The sequence below is a fragment of the Arthrobacter glacialis genome (assembly GCF_002909415.1).
GTDB lineage: Bacteria > Actinomycetota > Actinomycetes > Actinomycetales > Micrococcaceae > Specibacter > Specibacter glacialis.
Map to the genome: position 1 here is coordinate 347,062 of NZ_PPXB01000003.1, position 21,876 is coordinate 368,937.

The 21,876-nt window shown below is 59.3% G+C and carries 19 protein-coding genes; 6 read left to right on the forward strand and 13 right to left on the reverse strand.

Annotated elements, in window-relative coordinates; all coding sequences use genetic code 11:
• Positions 1-35: 35 nt before the first annotated feature.
• Positions 36-749 carry an NADPH-dependent F420 reductase gene (locus CVS28_RS05180; protein WP_103480885.1) on the forward strand — a complete coding sequence of 238 codons (714 nt, stop codon included), beginning with the start codon at positions 36-38 and terminating at the stop codon, positions 747-749.
• A 450-nt stretch (positions 750-1,199) separates the two neighbouring features.
• Entirely contained in the window at positions 1,200-1,532 is a 333-nt protein-coding gene (locus CVS28_RS05185) for a hypothetical protein (protein ID WP_103480886.1), read from the forward strand.
• A 96-nt stretch (positions 1,533-1,628) separates the two neighbouring features.
• Here the strand turns inward: CVS28_RS05185 and CVS28_RS05190 are convergent, their stop codons facing one another.
• The gene (locus CVS28_RS05190) at positions 1,629-2,414 is read right to left on the reverse strand and encodes a hypothetical protein (RefSeq protein WP_103480887.1); all 786 of its coding nucleotides are present in this window, start codon (positions 2,412-2,414) and stop codon (positions 1,629-1,631) included.
• A 601-nt stretch (positions 2,415-3,015) separates the two neighbouring features.
• Between CVS28_RS05190 and CVS28_RS05195 the strand changes: the two genes are divergently transcribed.
• Complete coding sequence (locus CVS28_RS05195; RefSeq protein ID WP_103480888.1) at positions 3,016-5,154, forward strand: AAA family ATPase; 2,139 nt, start codon at positions 3,016-3,018, stop codon at positions 5,152-5,154.
• Positions 5,151-6,944 (forward strand): UvrD-helicase domain-containing protein, encoded by a 1,794-nt coding sequence (locus CVS28_RS05200; RefSeq protein WP_103480889.1) that lies wholly within the window; start codon positions 5,151-5,153, stop codon positions 6,942-6,944. Before CVS28_RS05195 ends, CVS28_RS05200 begins: the two co-directional genes overlap by 4 nt.
• A gap of 417 nt (positions 6,945-7,361) precedes the next feature.
• Here CVS28_RS05200 and CVS28_RS05205 read toward each other — a convergent pair whose 3' ends face one another.
• The 12 genes from CVS28_RS05205 to CVS28_RS05265 form a co-directional block, all read right to left on the reverse strand.
• Positions 7,362-7,544, reverse strand: a complete 183-nt coding sequence (locus tag CVS28_RS05205; protein WP_103480890.1) for a hypothetical protein — start codon at positions 7,542-7,544, stop codon at positions 7,362-7,364.
• An 856-nt stretch (positions 7,545-8,400) separates the two neighbouring features.
• Positions 8,401-8,901 carry a single-stranded DNA-binding protein gene (locus tag CVS28_RS05215; RefSeq protein WP_103480892.1) on the reverse strand — a complete coding sequence of 167 codons (501 nt, stop codon included), beginning with the start codon at positions 8,899-8,901 and terminating at the stop codon, positions 8,401-8,403.
• A gap of 59 nt (positions 8,902-8,960) precedes the next feature.
• Positions 8,961-10,112, reverse strand: coding sequence for an ArdC-like ssDNA-binding domain-containing protein (locus CVS28_RS05220; protein ID WP_103480893.1), 1,152 nt, complete (start codon positions 10,110-10,112; stop codon positions 8,961-8,963).
• A gap of 51 nt (positions 10,113-10,163) precedes the next feature.
• A complete protein-coding gene (locus CVS28_RS05225; RefSeq protein ID WP_103480894.1) occupies positions 10,164-10,697 on the reverse strand; it encodes a hypothetical protein in 534 nt (177 codons plus the stop codon).
• A complete protein-coding gene (locus CVS28_RS05230) occupies positions 10,684-12,495 on the reverse strand; it encodes a type IV secretory system conjugative DNA transfer family protein (protein WP_103480895.1) in 1,812 nt (603 codons plus the stop codon). The genes CVS28_RS05225 and CVS28_RS05230 overlap by 14 nt, the downstream gene beginning before the upstream one ends.
• The gene (locus tag CVS28_RS05235) at positions 12,492-13,949 is read right to left on the reverse strand and encodes a VirB4 family type IV secretion/conjugal transfer ATPase (protein WP_207797163.1); all 1,458 of its coding nucleotides are present in this window, start codon (positions 13,947-13,949) and stop codon (positions 12,492-12,494) included. The genes CVS28_RS05230 and CVS28_RS05235 overlap by 4 nt, the downstream gene beginning before the upstream one ends.
• Positions 13,946-15,418, reverse strand: coding sequence for an SCO6880 family protein (locus CVS28_RS05240; protein ID WP_103480896.1), 1,473 nt, complete (start codon positions 15,416-15,418; stop codon positions 13,946-13,948). Before CVS28_RS05240 ends, CVS28_RS05235 begins: the two co-directional genes overlap by 4 nt.
• Positions 15,411-16,808, reverse strand: a complete 1,398-nt coding sequence (locus tag CVS28_RS05245) for a type IV secretion system protein (protein WP_103480897.1) — start codon at positions 16,806-16,808, stop codon at positions 15,411-15,413. The genes CVS28_RS05240 and CVS28_RS05245 overlap by 8 nt, the downstream gene beginning before the upstream one ends.
• 120 nt (positions 16,809-16,928) lie before the next feature.
• The gene (locus tag CVS28_RS05250) at positions 16,929-17,216 is read right to left on the reverse strand and encodes a hypothetical protein (protein WP_103480898.1); all 288 of its coding nucleotides are present in this window, start codon (positions 17,214-17,216) and stop codon (positions 16,929-16,931) included.
• Between the two features lie 103 nt (positions 17,217-17,319).
• Positions 17,320-18,480, reverse strand: a complete 1,161-nt coding sequence (locus CVS28_RS20115; RefSeq protein WP_103480899.1) for a C40 family peptidase — start codon at positions 18,478-18,480, stop codon at positions 17,320-17,322.
• On the reverse strand, positions 18,480-19,202 hold the full coding sequence (locus CVS28_RS05260; protein ID WP_103480900.1) for a hypothetical protein: 723 nt from the start codon (positions 19,200-19,202) through the stop codon (positions 18,480-18,482). The genes CVS28_RS20115 and CVS28_RS05260 overlap by 1 nt, the downstream gene beginning before the upstream one ends.
• A gap of 201 nt (positions 19,203-19,403) precedes the next feature.
• On the reverse strand, positions 19,404-20,312 hold the full coding sequence (locus CVS28_RS05265) for a sigma factor (RefSeq protein WP_103480901.1): 909 nt from the start codon (positions 20,310-20,312) through the stop codon (positions 19,404-19,406).
• A 200-nt stretch (positions 20,313-20,512) separates the two neighbouring features.
• Here CVS28_RS05265 and CVS28_RS19370 point away from each other — a divergent pair, with 200 nt between their 5' ends.
• Together CVS28_RS19370 and CVS28_RS20415 are read left to right on the forward strand one after the other, a co-directional pair.
• Positions 20,513-20,875, forward strand: coding sequence for an ArsR/SmtB family transcription factor (locus CVS28_RS19370; protein WP_133159060.1), 363 nt, complete (start codon positions 20,513-20,515; stop codon positions 20,873-20,875).
• 782 nt (positions 20,876-21,657) lie between these two features.
• The gene (locus CVS28_RS20415; RefSeq protein ID WP_165788073.1) at positions 21,658-21,873 is read left to right on the forward strand and encodes a helix-turn-helix domain-containing protein; all 216 of its coding nucleotides are present in this window, start codon (positions 21,658-21,660) and stop codon (positions 21,871-21,873) included.
• Positions 21,874-21,876 lie beyond the last annotated feature (3 nt).

Sequence of the window (21,876 nt, forward strand, 5' to 3'; positions counted from 1 at the left end):
TTACATCAGACGCCACATCGAGAACAGGATGAACTATGACTACCCTTGGAATCATCGGAAGTGGAAACATCGGGGCAGCTATCGCCCGCCTAGCCGTAGCAGGCGAAATACCCGTAGTTATCTCCAACTCACGCGGCCCGGAAAGCCTGGCCAAACTAGTCTCCGAGCTTGGCCCCTTTGCCACTGCCGGAACCATTGAGCAATCAGCCAACCAAGACCTCGTAGTGCTGTCAATCCCCCTTGCAGCCCATCCGTCCATTCCAGTTGAGCTCCTGCAAGGGAAAACGGTTCTCGACACCAGCAACTACTACCCCTCAAGGGATGGGCGGATTGCCGAGCTGGACGACCATTCCCTGACCACCAGTGAACTGATTCAACAGCGCTTCCAAGGCGTCCACCTGGTGAAGGCCTTCAATAACATCTTGGCCCACCACATCCCCCAGCTGGCCCGCCCCGCTGATGCTCCCGATCGGTCAACGCTTCCTATTGCCAGCAACTACCCCCAAGCAGCCACCGAAGCCGCCAGCCTCATCGCGCGTCTTGGGTTCGATGCTCTCGACACTGGCGCCTTCGCCGATAGCTGGCGCTTCGAGCCAGATTCCGCCGCTTACACACGCATCTATCTTGCGGACCCTTCCACCCCAGACCAAGACCTCATGGAAGCGCCAGCGGCTCCGGTCACCGAAGAAAAACTACGCTCAGCACTCACTCACGGAACCAGAGTCGATGTAGCAAAACGCGCCTTCTAACCAAAAGCTGAAACCACCAGGGAGTGTCCCACATCCTTGGAAGTGGGACACTTCCCCAGATTGGTCAGGCCAGGTGCCCTGTACTTTAAGGCAACGGGCCGGAGTCATCCTACGGTCACACGCTCCACCAACTAGCCCGGACTACCCTTTACTGGCATTTGCCGCCCCGCGCTGGCGCTTGGGACTTAGGATTCTTCTCGCTATTACACCCCTCTTCGACTGGCTTACTGGCGGGGCCCGTCACCCCATTATGCTGATTCAATGACAAATGCCAATCTGCAGTCACCCCAACAGTCGAGTGCCTGAAATTGGCCCGCTGAGTGGGCGGTTGAGCGAACATTTTGGCGTGAGGTCGGAACCCGCACAGTCTCGGGTGTTCTAACCATCGTTATCCTTGCTGTCCCAAGTCTGATCTACGCAACCATCTTCGGACTATTGACCCTGAATCAAGTGATCCCCATCCTCATCGGCATCGTACTGTTCGCCTTCGTACTGATCGCTTACTTCGTCGCGCTTCGGACGATTCGTCGGGGAGAGATAAAGAAGATTGCGAATGCTCTGTTGGAGGAGAACATGGCGAGGTCTGAACCACTTCCTACGCCAGAGCAGCTTATGGGGTTCTCCGACGCGGAAAGAGCACGCATCATGTCCGTGTACTCGAAGAACACCCAAGACGGCATCGGCAATGCAGAGAAATTTGCGGCTCGTGCGTCAAAGTTGGCGACGTTCTTGACTGCCATAGCCACCACCGTCGCCGCACTTATCCCGTTGATATGGTCGTAAGCGTCAGGGCGAGCTGCATCCTTCGGGGTGGCTTGTGAAAAAGTCGAATATCCGACGTAAGTGCGTTATTCACCCTAAGCGCCGGCTAGTTCATCGTCACTTCTCACACCTCTGGTCATATAGGGACCAGCCTCGCCTCAGGATCTGAAATGAGGCCTCGAAAGGCTGTGAAACTTCTTCCAAAGATCCCCAGACGATGCCTTCGCCAAGGATCTGTCCTGCTCTAGCCGACTTGAAGGTCGTGCGTTGCGCCACAGCCCACGTCAATGCGTGAGCGTCCCCGCTCAATTTTCGCCACAACAGATTCACCCCAAGCTCACGATCTTTGCTCATCCCATAGACCAACTTAGAAGCGTAAGGAATGACATCGTCCGAGATGTTCAAAGAGATTTCGGCACCGGCTTGCCTCGTCTCACCCAGTCGAGTTGTTAACCATTCAACGTGGGCTTCGATCTCCTGACGTTCGCCGTCCGTAAGATCCGGGTGCTTGAGAGTTTCTTTGTGGAACTGTCGTGCTCTCTTGTAAGACTCAGCCACTGCAGCCAGCCCGCGTCCACGCCGCACACTGCCTTCGTCAGGACCAAGAATGTAGACAGCCTGCGACGCAGCAAGAAGGGCGCTCCGCAACGTAGTGAAGTGCGCAATAGGGTAAAGCTGCCCAGCCAAGATTGCTGTCCAAGCTAAACGAAGATGCTCACCGGCTGAGATTAGGCTTATGCGCGCCATCTCGCTGATGGGATGCTCATCGAATCCGGCGTCATCCAGCTGAAGCTCGCTCCCTCTTTCTGGAACTTCCGAACGTTGCGCCCTAACTCTCCACCCTTCTAATTCAGCTTCTCTTGACTTCATATGAGCGAAGGGGGCTTTGTCGGATTCTCGCATCAAGTTGCATGCCCATCGGTATGTTCGCAATACCCCTGATTCATTTTGTGAACATCGAGATAATTTGGGTGGGATCTAGCCGGGTTTGCCTCATCGCAATCCGCAGGTGATCCTCAGAATACAGTGAGGCTTCCCTGGAGCCGCGAGAGCTCTCGTAACCTATGGCTTTCGAGGCGCTTAGGTTATAAGACACTCATGGCGTCTGGAAGACGCCTTTGACGTGGAAGAACTCCGACAAGTCCGGCTTTGAGACGTCAACATAGGGGCAGGTTGTCTCTATCCAGCTACTTTTGGCGATGATTAACATAGTCCTTGCAACGACGGCAGATTACGCTCGAAAACAAGGCGGAGGCGGATCTGGTTCACTCGACGCCAACTATTGTGCTGCAAGAACCGGCCCGTCAGCGGACACCACCGGTAGAAATACAGCGGCATGTCGCGCTTAGCGGGCTGAAGCCGCACCGTCATACTGGCCTAGCCCTCTAGGCTTAGTTAGCGCTCCATTCGGCGTGTTCAAGCTAGAGCATGCGAAAGGAAGCCAAATGACCCGCGCACGCAGTAGCGGGGAATTTGACTATGATTTTGAAAAGGGAAGGCCCAATTGCATATCTCGAAACTAAGCTTGGTCAACTACCGAAACTTCGCTGCGGCTGCGTTGGACTTCAAGGCTGGCGTGAACACCGTGATTGGGGAGAACGGTGCAGGCAAAACCAATCTCTTTCGTGCAGTCCGCCTGCTTCTCGACGCCAACATGCTTCCCTCCGCATACCGGCTCAACGAGGAAGACTTTCACCGTTCACTTGGAGATTGGCGGGGACACTGGATCGTTATCAGCATCGAATTCGACGAGGTCAGTGACGACGAATCGATCCAAGCGCTGTTCCTGCACGGAACCGGTGTGGCTAATGAGAGCGCCGTCCGGCGCGCTACCTACAACCTGATCTTCCGTCCGCGGCGCGAAATTAGACACGAACTATCGCAGCTGACCTCTGGAGACCGCGTTGGTCTTGCGGCAATTCGCAAGAACATTACGATCGCTGACTACGAAACAATTTTCACCGGCCGCAGTACCGGAGACTTCGTCGACCCGAATTTCTACAAGTCCGTGGTCGGAGACTTTGACACAGTCGAGTTTGGTGACGTAATCCATCCGCCCGAGATCGGTGCCGCATTGCCGAAGCAGTTGTCCGTCGCCAAAGAAATCTCCTTCTCTTTCGTACCGGCCCTGCGCGACGTTGTCCGCGACTTTCAGGAGAACCGTCCTAATCCCCTCCGTAATCTTCTGAAGAGTAAGAGCGGCGCGATCGATCTCACCGCCTTTAAGGTAATTGCCGACAAGGTCGTCGACCTCAATCAGTCAATCGAAAAGTGGCCCGATGTTGGCGTTATAACTGAGGACATCAGACAGACGATAAGAGAGACTGTCGGGGACGCCTACTCGCCATCATCGTTGCATATTCGATCTGACCTACCGTCAGACGCGGATCAACTCTTCCAGTCCCTGAAACTGTTCGTGGGGGAAGACAGAGAGGGTTTCGAGGGAGGCATCCACCAACTGAGCTTGGGCGGCGCGAACCTTATCTATTTGACCTTGAAGTTGCTGGAGTTCAAGTACTCTCAGGCCACAATTCCGATTGCAAACTTCCTTCTCATCGAGGAGCCCGAAGCGCACATCCATACCCACATCCAGAAGACCCTGTTCGACCGCCTGAACTACGACGCGACGCAGATTATCTATTCGACGCATTCGACCCAGATTTCCGAGGTCAGCAATGTCAAGAACATGAACATCCTCGGGCGCGAGTCCGGTGTCGTGGAAGCGTTCCAGCCGGCGAAGGGGCTTGATGAGAAGCTCGTCCGAAACATCCAGAGATACCTCGATGCGGTTCGTAGCAACCTGCTCTTCGCACGCAGCGTTGTCTTGGTCGAGGGGGATGCAGAAGAGATCCTCATTCCCGTCATGATCAAAAAGCTTTTGGGGATCGGCCTCGATGAATTTGGGACGAGTCTCGTTAACATTCGCAGTACCGGCTTTGAAAACGTCGCATCTCTTTTCCATGACGAGCGAATACGGAAGCGCTGTGCAATCATCACCGACCTGGATGCACCCATCGAGGTGATTGATCCGGACGAGAAGGATAAGATTCGCGCCACAAGGCGCAAAAAGATGGCTGGATCCGCCAAAAGTGGCATGGAGCGCAAAGTACGACTCGACGCATTTGCTATAGAAAACCAATGGGTTGACGTCTTCTACGCGCCACATACATTCGAGGTCGACTTTGTCGCGAGTGGAAATGAAGAGCTGGTCAAAGGTCTTGTTGGGGAGACTTGGGAGACCGAACGCTACCAGGACTCTGCAAATACGGCATTGGCCTCGGGAGACGTCGCCCGGTTCGGGAATGTTGTTTTGCGGATGGCTAAGATTCACGGCAAGGGGTGGTTCGCCGTGCTGTTGGCATCAACAGTCACGCCCCACATTTCGGTACCTCAGTATGTGATCGAAGCCATCCACTTCGCGAATCCGGTTCTGTCGGATGAGGTCTGGTTCAATATCTTGACCTACCGCCTTAACACGCTGGTCAAAGAAGGGTCCTGCGATGAAGGCGATGCAAAGAAGTTTGCTCAAGAACTCGGGCACTTCCGCCAAGGGACGAAAACTCTCAAAAGTCTTGCTGTTCTCAGTAAACAGATATTCCCAGACGATGAGATCAACGACTTCCTCGAGGTTTACGTGCAATGAACAGCCGGACCGAAGACCTTCTCAACCGGGAACAGCAGGACGCAATCACGGAGACCGGAAACGTTGTTCTGATCGCCTGCCCTGGAAGCGGCAAGACCCGAACCTTGACGCACAAGGTAGCGGCAGAACTAGAGAAGCTCACCTCTCCGCGCCGGTACGTCGTCGCGATCACTTACACACATCGAGCTGCCGAGGAGATTGAAGAGCGCATCACGGAGTTGGGTGTCGACACCGAACAGCTTTGGATTGGGACGATTCATTCGTTCTGTCTTGAGTGGATAATTCGTCCGTACGGGATCTACCACCCGAAACTTCAAAACGGATTTCAGATCATCAACTCGCACGAGTCGGAGCAGATCATTACTCCTCTGTGTTCTGGTTCTAGTCCACGAATCTCGTTCTTTGACTGTGGTTTTCACTTTACGACGTCCAGCAGGGTGCTCCAAGTGCAGGACACCAGAAAGCATCGGGCCGTGAACGCCGTGCTCGATCAGTACTTTGCCAAACTCGAGAGCGGACGGATGCTCGACTTTGAGCACATACTTCTGTATGCCCTGGATCTCGTGAAATCCCGCCCCGCAATCAGCAAACTCCTTGCAAAGGTCTTCGCCTTTATCGCGGTCGACGAGTATCAAGATACCCGTGAGATTCAGTACGAGATCATTGCATCCATACTCCGGGCCGGCGGCGGTAGAGTGCGAACGCTGATAGTCGGCGACCCCAACCAGGCCATTTTTTCCTCGCTTGGCGGTTACGCCGTGGACCCCCGGGACTACTCTGTGCAGACCGGAATGACGATTAGAAAAATGGAGCTGTCAAAGAACTATCGGTCATCCGCTCGGATCATCGAATACTTCAGCAACTTCAAGGTGACCGGAAGCCCCATCATTCCTGCCTCACCCCATGTCAGCTATCTGAGCGAGGTGACATTCAATGAAGAGCTCCAGAGATCTAGTCTCGAAAATGAGATCGTTCGGCTCATACGCCACAACGTCGATGATCTAGGCATAGATCCGAGTGAAATATGCGTATTGGCTCCCTGGTGGGCTCACCTAGGTTCACTAACGCGATCGCTCGTAACCGCCCTGCCTGAGTTCGAGTTTGATGGTCCGGGGATGATGCCTTTCGCTCGAGATCACGACAATTTCTGGTACAAACTCGCGAGGATTGGGCTGACCGAAGCATCGCCAAGGATGTTTGTATCCAGGCTTCGCTGGGCGCGTGAAATCCTAAGCGAACTGAACGCGGCATCAATCAGCACCGAGGATCTAGACCCAAGGTCTTTGCTCCGACTGTCGAATGGTATCCATCCGTCTGCTCTGGATGGGCTCGACTACCTGCGCGAATACTTCGACCAGTTTTTCGAGAGGCTCCGAATTGACTTTTCGACGGTATCCACGCTCGTCGGGCAGCACGAGGCCTTCTTCCGGGAGTCGCAGACACGTATCGATCGACTCCTCCGAGAGGATACGCCGTTCGCGACGGACATCGAAGTATTTCGAAAAGTATTCCGCCCGAGGTCAGGAATCACGGTCTCGACCATTCATGGAGTCAAAGGAGCGGAGTTCGACACCGTAATCGCATTTGCTCTGATGGACGGAATGGTCCCGCATTTCAGCGACGCCGATCAGCTGGATGGTGCCAAACGGTTGCTGTACGTGGTTGGCTCCCGAGCCCGCAAAAACCTACATTTGATTGCCGAGCGAGGGCGCAACCGTGGGGGAAGCTTCGGCGAGTACGACACTTCAATCCCGCTGCGCAACCTCTCATACAGATATGACGTCTACTGATAGCTGATAACAGTGTGGTTTGTCGCGGCAACCCACTGCCACTCACGTGATGGAGCGAATCATGTCTGATGAGCAGCAGTGGAGAAACCCGCCGAGCTGACGGCAGTCCCGCTATCGGGCCAAGCCCAGGCTTCATTGGAGGCGTGCCCTCCTTCGAACATTACCCTGCCACCGACAAAAACAACTCCCAAGGGAAGGGGGGGCGGCCACTGGGCGCCTCGCCTCCAGTCGCGATGCCGCGCCCACGCGGTTGGCGGGATACCCGTTTACCCCGCCCGATGAAATTGCCCACAAGGATTCGGTGAAGCCGATGTGTCACTGCCCTCAAGACCGACACTCTCATCGCTACGCCCGCGTCTCGGGCAGGCAATGCGATATTCGGCTACATCGACACACCCCTAATCGTGCGATTAGTCGCTATTCACTGCGTAGGCGCTCAGCGTAATCTTCCTTCGTCTCGTCTGTGTAGAGGTACTTCTCGACCGTCTCAGCGCGTATTTTCCCCTCGTTGACATCGTTGAGCGTCTCCGCTGCGGCATCCTCACCAAACTCATCCATCAGCTTGTTGAATGTGACCCCATCCAGCTTGTTCTTTTCCACGAAATGAACCTCCCCTAGCCCTTGGCTTCGCGAAGGGCGTCGTACGTCTCGGCACCGCACCGCGAAATTTCATATTAGCCTACGGCAGCAAGGGTCGTCGATTAGCTTGCAATCAAATGGGAGGACACGCAGAAGCGCCACCATGTCCGCTGCTCGGCTCTTGCGGTGAGGTGCGGGGTACGTCGTCGACAGAATTAGCCTTCGACTTCGAACACCTCGTAGTCTGCCTCTACTCCTTCACTGGGCGCGGGTAATCACCTGGATTCGACAAATGGAGAACTTCACCGCCGGCGTCGAAGTTGCTAACTTGCTCTAACCCGAACGCCTCGGCTTCGCTCTCTGTCGAGAAGACCTCATCGGGCTCCTCTCGATCCCCATCCGAGTACGTCATGACCACCTTGAAACTCATACCGACCCACCTCGCTCGAGCATCTTGTTCAGACCTGTGACCCTGCCATAGCCTGATCGTTCCTGCAACAACCCTAGGGAACAATTAGCTGCGGAGCAGCCGCGATCATAAGGTTCAGCCGGTGGCGAATCATCTCGTCTTTCAACTCTAGGGATACGAGATGTCTCACCAACCGGCGGTCACTACGGCGGCAGTTCTCAAATTTTCGCGGAGTCGTGCGGGTTCGTCCGCGACCGGCGATTCTTATAACTATGTCTCAAAACTCGCTGGCTGAATGAGTGCATCCGCGGTTAGTTACAAGTCACTTCATAGCAATCTTTGAAGTAGTCGGCCGGCTACTCCCGAATTGCAACGCGCCACTAGTCCACCGCCATAGCGGCGGCTAAGCCTGACGACGCGCAAGTTGTCCGACTGCTGTCAGTCGAATCGCCACTGCCCATTACGGAATCACACATGCAGTCCGTTTGAGCTGGCGCCTCCCGCCAATGGAGATGTGGACGGCATTGTCGGCACCCACCCCGAACCATTTGTATCCACCGCCTCTGGAAGGACATGTTCCGGGTTTCCCATGTTTATCCTAGGGATTGGTTTGGGTGTCCGCTCGTACGAGGTTGTTCCGAACCTGAGGTCAGGGCCGACAACTTCTGCGACGATGCGCCGGGCTTCGTGCTGCGCGCCGTCCTTTTCGTAGGACCTGAATTCCAATTCCCCCGAGACGATGACCGGGTCGCCCTTCTTCATAGAACGTGCAATGTTTTCTGCAAGTGCCCTGAACGCGGAGACGTTGTGGAAGACGGGGACGCCGTCGCGCCAGGTGCCGTCGGCTGCCTGGAAGCGCAGGTTGACGGCGACGCGCAGCTTCGCGTGGGCAATGCCGGACTCCCCGAAGGTGAGTTCCGGGTCGGCAACGAGATTCCCGTTGATCGTGACTGGGATTCTGGTACTCATTTTCTTTCCCTACCTTTCTTGATCCCCGCCAGGGTGCCCGGCCGGGAGATTTGCTTGGCCTATGACACGTCCAGATTCAGCGCGGCATTGACTGATTGGTGGCTGGCTGCTGGCCCGGTGAGGTCACCGTATTCGTACGTGACTGCCACACCGGCCGTGGTGGGTTTGCCGCCCAGGTTGTGTGGCTGTGTGACTTCCAGGATGGCGCGACTAGCGGATGTCACGCGGGCGAGGGTGGAGCGGGCGATCTCGAGCCTGCTCGTTGGTTCATTCGCGGTAGCTGGGCCTGTCAGCTTGGATTGCTCGACGGCGACTACTTGATCGGCCCATCCTGCGAGGTAACTGCCTGATTGTGCGCTGCGATCGATGCCGTGTGCGCGCAACACCGTGTAAGCTATAGATTCGGCTTCCACTTCAGCCAGGCCGCGATGGTCCAGACCGCTCCCGTAGAGTTTCCCGAGTTTGTCGTCAGGGCCGTGGAGGCAGACGTGGCCGAGTTCATGGGCCAGCACGGCGACTCGTTCTTGCTGATCTTGCCAGCCGCCGATCTGGATCTTGTGGCCGGCGAAGTCTGTGTATCCGCTCGAGAGGCCGTATTGGATCATTGACTGCTCCACGATGAATCCTCGTGTTTGGGCGAATTTCACCAGCGATGACCACAACCCGGTGGGTGTAGATCCGGTACCTACCATGGGGCGCGGAATGTAGATGGGTTGTCCCTCCGTTTGGGACACGTCGAAAACTGCTTGGGCCCGCCACCCAACAATCTTGCGGTGGTCTGTTTCCTTGGAGTTGCCGCTGGCCTGATTGGAAACAGCGGGTGTTGGCTTGGCGTCAGTCTCAGGGTTCGCTTCCGTGTTTTTGACTCCTGTCCGTGGTGCGAGCACCCATAGGGCGTGCTCTCCTTTGAGCACGTTGCGGCTGTGGCGTTCCCACTCGCGAAATCCTGCCACGAGCAGGGGTTGCTGTTGGCCGCGTTCTTCCATTTGGGCCATGAGCAGGGCGATGTTGCCGCCGGAGTACCGCCACAGGGTCGCAGAGGTGTCGAGGAGCATGTGCCAGCGTCCGGGTGTGGAAATGGCGTTCTCCAGCAGGGTCTGCAGTTGCTGGGTTAGACCGGCCAGTCGTTCTTCGCTGCTCGGACGTGGGCCGGCTGGGTGCTGGCCCACTTCCTCCTTGCTGTCCGGGTGTTCGTTTGTTGTAGGGGCCACGACGGCCGCCTCCCTTACTTCTAAGAGTTATCCCCGTGATTGCGGTGATACTTATCCATGGCGCGAACTGCCCTTAACGACATGACCGGCGTCGCCTGAATTTTCAGACGCTATTTGGTGCGGTTCGATTACCCATGCCAGGAAGTCCGGATCATCAGTGCGTAGCAGCCGGGGGCTGATCTCGCGGTGGACTTGGAGCCCGACGCAGCCGATGGTTCTGGTTTCCTGCCTCAGGCGTTCGATGGCCAGGGGCAGCCGTTCGTGGAAGCCGAGTGGCCCGAAGCCGGGATCTGTTGGCGTGTAGGAGGCCAGTTCGGCCTTTTGCAGGGCGTACAGCTCGGCGACGAGCTCCGGGTGCCGCCACCAGCAGTCCGGGACGACAGAGGTCGTCATCCGATAGGTGGCCACGAACCAAGACACCCACCCACCCAACGCCTTCCACGCTTTAGTTGCGCTCACGCTGTCAAGGTCTCGCCACCTATAGGTAGGATCCGTCAGTCCGCCTGTAGGCCCTTCGGGAGGCTCGTCCGTGGTGAGGTCGCCGAAGAGCTGGTCGGCTGCTTCGTCGTCATCAAATGGATTCATCACGGGCCTCCTGCTCCACGACTTGTTGATGGATGTGACCTTGGGCGAGGGCGTCCTCGGCCTCGAGCTTTGAGCGGCCCAGTGCGGCTGCGTCGCGGCGTTGATGCCAGCCGCGTAGGTCCAACAGGATGGGGCGGGTGCGCCGGCCCAGCATCAGGGCTGTCCCGGCGGGCAAGCGCCGAATTTCATGCAGGGCAATGACGGGCAGATCCCTGATCTGTTCCCCCTCCTGCCTGCCTTGGGATGACCATGAGTGGGTCCTGTACGTGTGGCGCCGCTCCCCAAGCAGCGAAGCCAGATCGCGCAGGTCCCGCTCATCCGAACCGCCGCCGAAGATGACTTTGATGATGGCTGATTCCCAAATAGTGGAGGCTTCCTCGATGGACCAGCCCGAGCGCGCCTGGGAGAGCGATTGGAGCACGACCATGGTGGAGATCCCGATGCCGCCGCCGTCGGAGAGCACGATGGGCAGTCCGGGCCAGGGCGAGAGGTTCGCGATTTCATCCAGGATCAGGGACAGGGGCGGATCCAGTCTGCCGCCCGGGGCGGTGAAGGCCATGTCCCTGGCAGCGGCGTCAATGTCATCAATCAATGCCGAGAGGTACGGTCCCGCTGCTGCTGCCCCGGACTTGGTGCCGATCAGGTACAGGGTTCCGCGGTCGCGGATGAAGGCCTTGGGATCAAATTCGTCCTCACGGTTCGCCGGGTCCAGCGCGGCGAGGACTCGAGGTGAGGACAGAGGCGCGACAGCGGCGGAGACGCCGATCCATGAGTTGGACGTGTTGCGGGGGTCGTCGTCAAGGATGCTCATCAGGTCTGAATGCCAACCGAGGGCGGCCCGTGGCCCGTTCAGGATGTCCAATGCCTCGGTGGCCAATGTGGAGTTCGATGACCAGCGGCGGAAGGCTTGGATGCCCTCCCCGGAGAGGGCTGCGGCGTGGAGTAGGCATTGCAGGACGATTTGTGCCCGTTTCTGCCATGCCGCGTTTTCCCCGCTCATTTTCGAATCCGCGGAAATGACCAGGGCCCGGCGGACGGCCACATCGGGGTCTCCACAGCCGCGCACCGGGGACCACCGCAGTGTGGATGCCAGTCCGGACATGCCCTGCGGGTCAAAGACCGTCACGGGGCGCCCACCGGTGGCGCGGGCTTTCATGGTGACGGCCAGATTGTCGGCACGGGTGGAGGTGGTCACGACCGCTCCCGGTGCATCCAAGATGGCATTGATGACAACGAAGAGTCCCTTGCCGGAGCGTGGGGCGCCTTGGATGACCATGGATTCCTCGGTGGAGACGTGAACCTTGGTGCCCCGTGAGGTGCCCAGGGTCCAGGAAACGTCAGACAAGCTGGGGTGTTTCAGTCCGGGGCGGGTGATCCTGCCCCGTTTGAGGGCTGCCCGCCGGCCGTACTCGCGCACCACTTCGGCCCGCTGGGCCATGCCGTCCCGGCCGAGGATGTCTTGGCGCAGCCACGCCCCGGATTGGCGCCAGCTCCGCCACAGGAAAAAGGCGAATAGGACGGCCACCAGCAGCAGGACCAGCACCGGGCTGAGCAGGACCCAGACGGCGCCTACTCCCATCTCACATCCTGGCGGCGGCTGCCCGATGGCAGCAAAGTCGCCTGTGAAAAGTCCGACGGCCGCGACTGGGCTGGGTGGCCCGCTCAACCCCTGCCCACACTTCCATTGGGAGGCAACGTTCGCGGCCGCCGCGGTCAGGCCGCTGAAACCGACATACCCAGCCGCACACAACAGTCCGACGGTGACCAGCGGTGTGGAGTCTGCGTGCACGATGCTCATGGCATCATCCTGTGATCGGTGCTGAAGACTGCGAGTTCATCGCTGGTGACCTGATTGGCCACGATGAAGGAACGGTTGCCGACCTTCCACAACCCGACCCCCTTGGGCAGTTCTTCAACTTGGCCGCATTCGGCCTCGGTGAGTCCGAGCGCATCCTTGGTCAGGCGCATGGAGTCGTGCTTTTGCCGGTAAATGATCCGAGTGTCCGCCTCGGTGAGTAGGCCGAGGGCTTTTTGGCGGTGGCCGCTGGTGCTGTCTCCGATCTCATTGAGGTCCGCCACCTTGTGCATGATCAGCAGGTTCGCGATGCCGTAGGTGCGGGCGAGCCGCCACTGTTCGCTCATTTTGACCAACATGTACGGGTCGGCCAGCATGCGCCATCCCTCGTCGTAGACCACGATGCGCTTGCCGCCGTCGGGGTTGGTGATGGCCGCTTCCAACCAGGTAGCCCCACAGGCGGCGGCCAAAGACAGCGCCTGTTCCGAGGCCCCGATCAGGGCCGAGGTATCCATGACCATCATCGGCGCATCGGCATCGAAGGAGACTGTGGAGGGTGCGTCAAACATGCCTTCCAGATCCCCTGAGACGGTGCGCCGCAGGGAATGGGCGACGGCCCGGCCACCATCAGGTCCGACGAGTTCCCGGGTCTCCTTCGAGGGGTTGAGCAGGTATCCCAGGACCATCGGCAGTGTCGGTGTCTCGTTGGCGGCAACCGCCTCGGTCAGTGCCATGTCCAGAGCGGTATGCTCCACCGGATGCATCGGCACACCCTGTCTCATCAGGGAGACCAGCGCCACCAGCAGCTGTCGGCGTCGTTGCCGGACCACGGCCTGCCATTGCGCGTTGGACAGGTCCCGGGAGCGGGGACCTGCATCGAGCGGGTTGACCCTGGTGGGCCGACCAGGGCCCACGGAGATGACCTTCCCGCCAACAGCGTTCGCCACAGGAACCCATTCCCCTTTGGGGTCGGAGGCGACGGCGGCTTTACGGCCCAGCGTGATGGAGCGGGCGACGAGGGACTTTGCGCACATGGATTTGCCGGTTCCCACGGTGCCAATGATCACGATGGAAGGGCCGCTGATGACGCCCTTGTCGTAGAGGACCCAGGGATCGTAGGAGAAGGCTCCGGAGCCGAAAACGTCGCTGCCGATATAGGTGCCTTCGTGGCCGAGCCCGGATTCGGTGATGAAGGGATACGCGGCGGCGAAGGTCATGGTGGAGGCACGGTGCGGGGCCGGGTGCAGCCGGTGTGGGCCCTTGAGCGAATGCGTGCCGAATGGCTGTTGGTGCGTGGTGGAGGGTCCTTCCTCGTCGCCGGCCAACAGTCCCATCTTTTTCCAGAAAGGTTCCTGCCCGCCGGCGACGGCTTTCTCCTGCAGCGCCCGGCGTTTCCTCCGGTCGCTGCGGCACTCATGGCTTGGAATAAAGGTGACAGCCTGCTTCATGGTTTTCACTTCAATCCCCTTCCCAGAGGTACTCCTCCGGCGATGAAGGCCGGCCATTGTTCGCCGACGAGGAGCCGCAGGTCGACGAAGGCGCTGGCGGCCGCGGATTCGAGTTCTTGGCGGTGGCTGGAGAGTTCCTCCAAAGAGTCCCCGGTGATGGTGACGTACGCGGCGGGTCGGACGTCACCATGGCCGGCGACGATTTCTTCCTCGCGCTGTTGGACTTCTTCTTCCTCAGCTCGTTGTTCTCGCGTGCTGGGCCGGTCAAACTTTGCGTTGATCCGCCGCCTGGTCTCATGCGCTTCCTGGGCCGAGCGGATGTCCTTCAGTGCCTGGTCGGTGGGGATGGCTTTGATGACTTGGGTGACGGTGTGCCGGAAACCGCCGACATAGACCAGCGGGTGCAGGAAGCCGGGGAAGACTTTTTGGCGGGGCCATTCCGCGATCCAGAAAGTCTGGTGGAAGCCGCTGTCGGTGCGGATGTAGGACCAGTGTTCCTCCAACGCCATGGGGCCGCCTTGGCTCGGGTCCACGCCTTTGAAGTCCCCGGTCCGTTGGGAGATGCGCATGACCGATTCGGGGTCGAACGCTCCGCGCAGGATGGCGGCGAAGCTTCTGTCTCCGAGCCATTCCTCAACGATCACCCCGTGGGTTTTGAGTCCGGTGCGCAGGGCATGAATTTCTGAGCGCAGGGTGTTCTCCAGCCCGAGGGCCCCGCCGCCAGCGTCGTGGATCCGGCGTCTGGCCTTGGCGGTGTTCAACACCAATGTCAGGAGAATTTCATGGCTCGATGCCGTCCCGGCCGCAGCGATGAGGTCCTTATATGAGCTGTCTCCCCAACTCGTGGCAGGGGTTCCATCGCCACGGGAGGTCACTTGCTGGTCGTAATAGTCTTGGAGGGCCGTGGCCGGAAACTGGACCGTGTGGTCCTGGATGGCAATTCTGGCCACGACGGGCCTTTTGGCCAAAGCGGCCTGCACCCGGGACCAGCCTTGGACGGCGTATGCCTTGTCGTCATCATCCAGCAGGGCAAAAGCTCGGGCACGGCAGCGCAGCACTGCGAAGGCCTCATGGGCTTGGGCAGCCACCACAAAGCACTCACCGTAGACAGTTCGATGAATGACCATGGACGCGAGCCCGCCAGGGAGAACCAGTGTGCCGACCGAGACCGGGTCCTCGGTGGGTAGGAAATAGGTGGTTTGCCCGGTCAGCCTTCGTAGCAGAAACCGGGTCCCGGTCAGCGCCCAGAGGGGATACGGGGTTCTCGCATATTGCAGCACACCAAAGAGCAACAGGAAGATCCAGACCGGGCTTGAGCGCAGAAATCCCGCTGGACCGCCGATAGCCGAGGACACCCCTGCCATGAGAACGCCGCCGCCAGCGAGGGCAAGTTGGTACCACTGCAATCCCACGATGACGCCTCGGCGTTCGTGCCGAGGAAAACTCACCGATTGCAAGGCGTTGCTGTCCTCAGTCATGATGTCCTCCAGTGTGGGGTGGCCTGATGGGTGGGTTGTTGGGCCGAGTTACCGGTGGCCGCGGCTTGGGCCCAGACGATGGGCTAGGACGAGCGCTGGCAGGACTCGACGGGCTTACTCCTGGTCGCGGCACACCGGGGCTGGCCTGCTGCGGTGGAGCCGGATTGTTCTTTGTCGCCGGGGCGGGGCTCCCCGTCGGCGGCGACTGGGGCGCACGGGGCTGTCCAGATTTCTGGCTTCGACCCGGTGCTGGGGTAGCCGATGCCTGGCTTGGACCCGACGCAGTGGGAGACTGTGCGGTAGGCGCCTCCGCGGCAGGAGGCCGTGCGGTCGGAGCCTGCGGCGTAGGAGGCTGAGGTGTCGCCGCCGGACGTTGTTGAATCTTGGGCTTCTCAGGCGAGGACGCCGCACCAGAATCAGCAGAATCCTTGATATGGGCCGTCTCAGGCTTCTCGCTTGACTGCACCACTTTCGGGCTTTTTACGCCGCTACCGGAGGTGAGCACGTGGTGCCCGCGGAGCTGTTGCCCCAACTGCCGCCCAGCAAAGCTTGCCCCCGTATGGGCCAGATGACCTCCACCCGCAGATTGGGCCGCTGCCGCCAATTCACCACCGGCAAAGCCAACAAGCTTCAGAGCCATCAGCGGTGCTGCACAGGCAAGCAACATGCCCACGGCGCCGGCAGCCATCCCGGCAAAAGAGGTGGAATCCGCATACAGTTTGACGGCGACGGCCAGAACAGTCGCTGCCAGCGGTTTGGCCAGCAGCAGGGCAACGACAATCTCGCACCACCGCCCCGCCCAGGACTTCGTCTTTTCCCACGGCATCAACATCAGCGCGACCGGGGCAACCGCTGCCAGCACGATCAGGGCGAATGAGCGGAAGATCATCGAACACATCAAGATGAACGCCAACACCCAGACAATCAGTGTTGCTAGGACGGTGATGACGATGGTGCCGGTGACTTGGTCCCCTGTCGTGGCTTGCCCTCCGATCGGGCTGACAATCCAGGCCTGACCGGAACCATCCGGCCCTCTTTCAAATCCAAAGAGTCGCATGAAAACCACGTAGGGATCTGGACCCATCGTGGCCAGCAGCGCTGTTGAGGCACTGTCACTGACATGGGTCAGGGCCTGCATCAGATACACGGCCCCACCAACAACGGGCACGGCAACGGCACCGCCGATCAGTGCCCGCCAGATCCGGCGTGGTTGTTGTGAGATGAGGCCCGAGACCAGTTGCAGGATCATGACGGCCACCAACGGGGTCATCATGACCACGATCCACCAGCTCGTCAGTCCTTGGACCGCCATCCACTGGGAATCATCGACGTTGGAGACACCGAACGCCCCGGAGATGAAGGACCACAGCCAGGATGCAATGCTCTCCAAGATTCCAGCAAAGAAGCCGCTAATACTGTCATTGATTGTGTCCTTGGCCGCGGACGCGATCCCGCAACCTAGGGGCCACCATCCCCCGAAGGTACACTCCAGCGCTGGCATTACGAACGCTCAGAACCCGAGGTGGAAGGCAGTCTGAGACCAGAGGATGTAGCCGTTTATCCCGCCAAGGATCGCGGCTATGGGGCCGGTCCACAGAAGGATCATCCCACCACCCGAGGCCAGTCGGGATGATTGGCTGAGTTTGCCGGCCAAAAGCATGGCTGCACCAATGATGGCGACAATGGCGATGACGATGAAGGCTCCGACCAGGATTCCTCCACCGATCTGCTTGAGGGAGTCCAAGAAGGGGAAATCTCCGTTGGGGACGATTCCGGGGTCCACTGGCGCGAAATTCATGACACTACTCCATCCGGAGGGTAGAGGCAGACCTTGCGTTTGCTTCTCCACTTCCATGGGCTGACCGGCGCTAAACCGTATGACCGGTGCTCGCCGTCGAACACTAGTCAGCCGGTTCCGGTCCGAGAAGGGTGAAGTATTGTGTGCCGGGATTCCAGCTCACAGGGTGGAGCAGCGTGCCCACCGAGGGGCTCAAGGCGCTGTACATCATCCCCGCCCCCGCATAAATACCGATATGACCCCAGTGGTTCGGCCCATCCGGGTTCTGGACCACCAGATCTCCTGGCTGCGGCGCCAGCGTGGGGTGCCCAGCCAGCCACTGTTCCGTTCGAGGCAGCGCAATCCCTACCTGGGTGTAGATCCATTGCACGTAGCCTGAGCAATCCCACGCCTTGAACGCCGTTCCGCCCCACACATAGCTTCCGCCAACACCCTCTTGGGCATAGTGGAGAATTGCTTGCCTGGTGGCGCTCAGGTTGGCCGGAACCGGCGGTGCAGCAGGGTCCTCCGATGGGGCCCCTTGTAGGCATGGTTGCGGGGTGCCCTTCCCGCTGACGGAGGCCATGACGGCTAGGGCCGTGGGCGCCCAACGTTCGTAGAGCTCCGGGAACGCGGACACTTGTACAGCTTGGGCTGCCTGTCCCAGACCCATCGATGCCCAGTCCGGAATGTCCAGGAGCCCGGGAGGTGACCCGTGGTTGGGCCCGCGCGGACCACCAAAGAACGCTTCAGCGTTGTAGGCGGGAGTCATCAGTTCCTGGACGGTCCCCCACCCAGCGCTGGGGCGTTGTTGGGCTGATCCGAGGGAATCATGGTCGTAGCCCAGACCATCATGCGGCATACTTAGCGATTCGGGGACAGCAGGATTGGCCAGCATCTTCAGCCCCGACTCTTGGAGAGTGACCATGATGGCAATCTGGATCCCCCTCGCCGGAACACCCAAAGACTGGCCCACCGACAGGTAGCTTCCGGCGACGCTTTGCTGCCGAGGGTCAAGTGTCAGAGGAACGCCGTCGGGCCCCGGGACAGCCAGGTTCCCGATGCCGTTGCTCAGCGGCACGGCTGGTTGCAAGGACGGTCCGACGAACGCCAACTCTTGTGGTGCCGACGTGCAGGATGAGCTCGTACCTGCGATCTGGGCAACGAGGATGCTGGTTCCGCCGAGCAGGGCGGCCATCCCCACCGGGACCACAAATACCAGTGCGGCAAGTATTCGCTGGATCAGTCGCGCTTTCGCGATCGCAGCCAGAGCTGCCGCGGGCATCAGTAGACGATTCTGCTGGCAGAAGTGTAGAAACCGGCGAGTGCGCAACGATGCGCCGGAGCCGTTGCCGCCGGTGGGCAGTTCACCATGACACTGACCGGAATGTGGTAGGCGGTCTTGTGCGGATCCGCTGTGGAGCGGTCGGTGACGCTGACCGTCATGGTGCAGACATGCAGCCCGACCCATGGGGCCGGGTGGTCCCGAAATTGCACCAACGCCTTGTCGCAGCTGGCTTGAACGATTGTGGCCGTCCGGTGGGCCCCGTAGGCGGAGAGTTGAGCGAATGCCGCCGAGTTGATGCCGGTTCCCTCGAACTCCTGGGTATACACGGTGAGTGGGTTTGAACCATCAGGCAGGACGATCCACCAGCTGCGTACATGCGAGTAAACCTGCGTGTAGCTTGAGGTCCGGGTGTCCCAGGTGTACAGGGCGCGGGCAGTGTCCTCGGCATACGCCTTGAAATCGAGGGTTTGGGGCTCCCCTGGCGACACAGCAACATCAGCTGGCGCCGGGTTCACTCCGGCTGCAGGACCCGGCCCTGCTGCCGTTTGGCTCGCCGGAGGTGGGGATGTCGGTACATCGGTGGCCCGTTGGGAAGTGTTGGCGCCTAGTGGCAATAACAAGGTGATGACCACGGTTGTCAGGGTTCCCAGTAGTGCGATTAGGAACCACTGTCGCCGTGAACGGGGCAGGTAGCTTTTCCATGCTGATGTTCCGCGCATTGGAGACCTCCTTTACCCATCCATGCAGTAAAGGGGACAACGTTGCATGACCCAGCCTCGGCAGATCTGCGGCGACAACCCAAGCCAAGTCAAGCCACGCCGTCGTGCGCATCCGAACTACGCGGGCGCGACTTGCCGCTATCCGCACGAGATTGCCAGGTACGCAGAGGCCTGAGCGCGGCCGAATCCCTGGCTTGGGAACTATTGGGGCATGGCCTGAGCAGGTTGCGACATCCGAATGACTCTCAGTGCCGCCATGTATAGCGCCCTGGCGCGTCCGGTCTGCACGGCGACGTACCGAGGGGTGACGTTGGTCTTGGCCGCTACGACGGGGAGGGCGGCCAGCCTTTCCGGTCCGCTCAGCCGAGGGGCAACGATCGTTGCCGCGATGGTCCGGTGCAACTCGGTGGGTAGGCAACTCGAGGCGCTCACGGCCATCACCTTCGCGTTTTCATGGTTTGAATCCACCACGGCCAGCGCGTTCCTGACTGTGATCGCCACTTGGCGCACAAATTTTAGATCCCTGCGCGCTCGGCGGTAGGCCGGTGTGTCTGAACGGCCTGTAACGGGGATTGCTGTGCCGTTGCTGTCGTCGTAGTCATCCAAGAGAAGGAACATGGCTGAGCCCCAGGCTTCTTCACCAACGCACATCCGTGTCAGCTTCAGAATATTCACAGCCCACTCCCGATCGGCAACCCCGGCAGGCTCCGCCACGGCCTCCTGTGGGCGGTCGAAGGCCGGGTGGTCGTCGGATTCCTCTGTGAAGAGGGGAACCGTATAGTGGGCGGATACCTTGGCGATGTGAGCGGTGCAAACGTTTTTGGCGATGCCTTGGACCCATGCCCCGAAACGGATGCCGGGCAGTTGTTGATACTGTCCCCGCGACACTCCAGACCAGACGGCGATGCGAATGTCCTGAAGGACGTCTTCCATCTCGTTAGGGCATCCGGCCCGGGCCAGACGTGAGCGAACAAACCGGGAAATATCGTCCACTGCCGTCATGACGTCCTCGCCCCGGATGACACAGTGGTTGAGCGTGAACTCCGGATTGAAATCCGCCGGAAGCTGGTCTTTGCGGTGGGACGTTCGAGCTGATGCGTAAGTGGCCATCGTCGTCTTCGTTCAAGAGAAACTGCACATTATGGGACCAGCCCCTACGCTGTCTGTATGGAGCGCCGGCGTTGCGGCCTAGATGGCTTCCAGCACGGGTGCCAGAATCCGAAAGAGAATATTAACTAGTGTCATCACACGATTTGCCAATGTCAACGGGGTCTATACAAACCTGTGGATAAAGGGGGCACAATAGAGACATGCCTAAGATCACGCATCCTGTAGATTTGGCTTGGACCTCCGATGTGGAAGCCTCAATTGAGGCTTTCGGCAATCGCGGGCGCAACGAAATTATCCGGTTCCTAGAGCAACACGGTCCAGTACCCCGTGGCGATATTGTGGACGCCGTGAGCGCCGGGGAAGCGAGCGTCGCCCAGCATCTTCTGGCGCTTGAAAAAACCGGCGTCATCATCGTGGACATCGTCCAGGGCCGCCGGCACGGCCGGTCCCCTCGCTATTCCGTCGATGACGACCGAATTACGGTTCTATTGGAGGCTCACCAGGACTATCTGCGGAATCGCCGGCAGCTCCTCTCCCCGGACGCGGGGGAACACTTGCGTTGAGGTATTCGGTGATGGCCTCCAACGTCTCCGGCGAAACATCCCCCAGCGTTTGTTGTGCGAAGGACTTCACTCTTTCGGCCCGTAATGAGTGGACAGATTCAAGCCGCTCCCAAGCTTCTTCGGAAATTTCTATGTCCCCGACAGCCATTAGGTAGTCAGGGCTTACGTTGAAATAGCCCGCCAGGGCCGTCAGCAATGGCCGGTCTTGGATTACGCGCCCGTTGCCGTCCTTCAAGTAGGACCACCGTGCCCTGGATAAGTTCACGCCGCGGGTCGCCAGCGCCTCGCTGATCTCCCGAAAGGTCAATGGCTGGCCCCGCTCGGCGACGGCAGCGTCGAGGAGAAGTTTAAGCCGTCTGGAAAGTTCTCCTTGCGGCGTGAGTTCTGGCCCCGGCAATGCACTTGGGGTTTCCTGGTCCGCCATCTCTCTCCGATCCATTTCTTGTGGTTTCCTCAAGTATCGTCTGGGGCGTCGACTGCGACAAGACGCCAGAGGCTTTGCCGTTTCCGCGAACAACTGCTGCACCGGCAGTCAGTGGCGATCCCATGGCCGCAGATGTTCCGCCTGCCTCTGGAGAACTTGTATCTATTGAGGTTCGTCGAGGATTCGCATCTGAAGATCGAATCCGGATCGACCTACAGCAACAGTCGGACGCGTCGTGCTGCAAATCTGTTAATTCTGGATGCTGCTCAACGTCTCCTGACTCCCCACCCAAAGTCATGCAGCTTTGATGGGTATATGCCATGGAATGATGAATGCCGCACAATCAAGGAGACCCCCAATGAGCGATCAGCCAGCCGACTCAACAACCGCCCACGCCTTCCCTGAAGAGTGGCTGTCCCCGACCGAGATCTGCCGTGAGCTGCAGATTCCGCTCCCAACCTTTTACCAGTGGCGTTCGAGGGGAATTGGTCCTCACGCTTACAAGATCGGGCGGCACGTGCGCGTAAGTCGAACGGATCTTGATGCCTGGATTTCACTCCAATCGGAGACTTAACGG

Excerpts from the sequence above, each read along its gene's own strand:
- CVS28_RS05180 (WP_103480885.1), top strand. The coding sequence starts at position 36 with ATGACTACCCTTGGAATCATCGGAAGTGGAAACATCGGGGCAGCTATC.
- CVS28_RS05190 (WP_103480887.1), bottom strand. The coding sequence starts at position 2,414 with ATGCGAGAATCCGACAAAGCCCCCTTCGCTCATATGAAGTCAAGAGAA.
- CVS28_RS05200 (WP_103480889.1), top strand. The coding sequence starts at position 5,151 with ATGAACAGCCGGACCGAAGACCTTCTCAACCGGGAACAGCAGGACGCA.
- CVS28_RS05215 (WP_103480892.1), bottom strand. The coding sequence starts at position 8,901 with ATGAGTACCAGAATCCCAGTCACGATCAACGGGAATCTCGTTGCCGAC.
- CVS28_RS05225 (WP_103480894.1), bottom strand. The coding sequence starts at position 10,697 with ATGAATCCATTTGATGACGACGAAGCAGCCGACCAGCTCTTCGGCGAC.
- CVS28_RS05230 (WP_103480895.1), bottom strand. The coding sequence starts at position 12,495 with ATGAGCATCGTGCACGCAGACTCCACACCGCTGGTCACCGTCGGACTG.
- CVS28_RS05240 (WP_103480896.1), bottom strand. The coding sequence starts at position 15,418 with ATGACTGAGGACAGCAACGCCTTGCAATCGGTGAGTTTTCCTCGGCAC.
- CVS28_RS05250 (WP_103480898.1), bottom strand. The coding sequence starts at position 17,216 with ATGAATTTCGCGCCAGTGGACCCCGGAATCGTCCCCAACGGAGATTTC.
- CVS28_RS20115 (WP_103480899.1), bottom strand. The coding sequence starts at position 18,480 with ATGCCCGCGGCAGCTCTGGCTGCGATCGCGAAAGCGCGACTGATCCAG.
- CVS28_RS05260 (WP_103480900.1), bottom strand. The coding sequence starts at position 19,202 with ATGCGCGGAACATCAGCATGGAAAAGCTACCTGCCCCGTTCACGGCGA.
- CVS28_RS05265 (WP_103480901.1), bottom strand. The coding sequence starts at position 20,312 with ATGGCCACTTACGCATCAGCTCGAACGTCCCACCGCAAAGACCAGCTT.
- CVS28_RS19370 (WP_133159060.1), top strand. The coding sequence starts at position 20,513 with ATGCCTAAGATCACGCATCCTGTAGATTTGGCTTGGACCTCCGATGTG.
- CVS28_RS20415 (WP_165788073.1), top strand. The coding sequence starts at position 21,658 with ATGAGCGATCAGCCAGCCGACTCAACAACCGCCCACGCCTTCCCTGAA.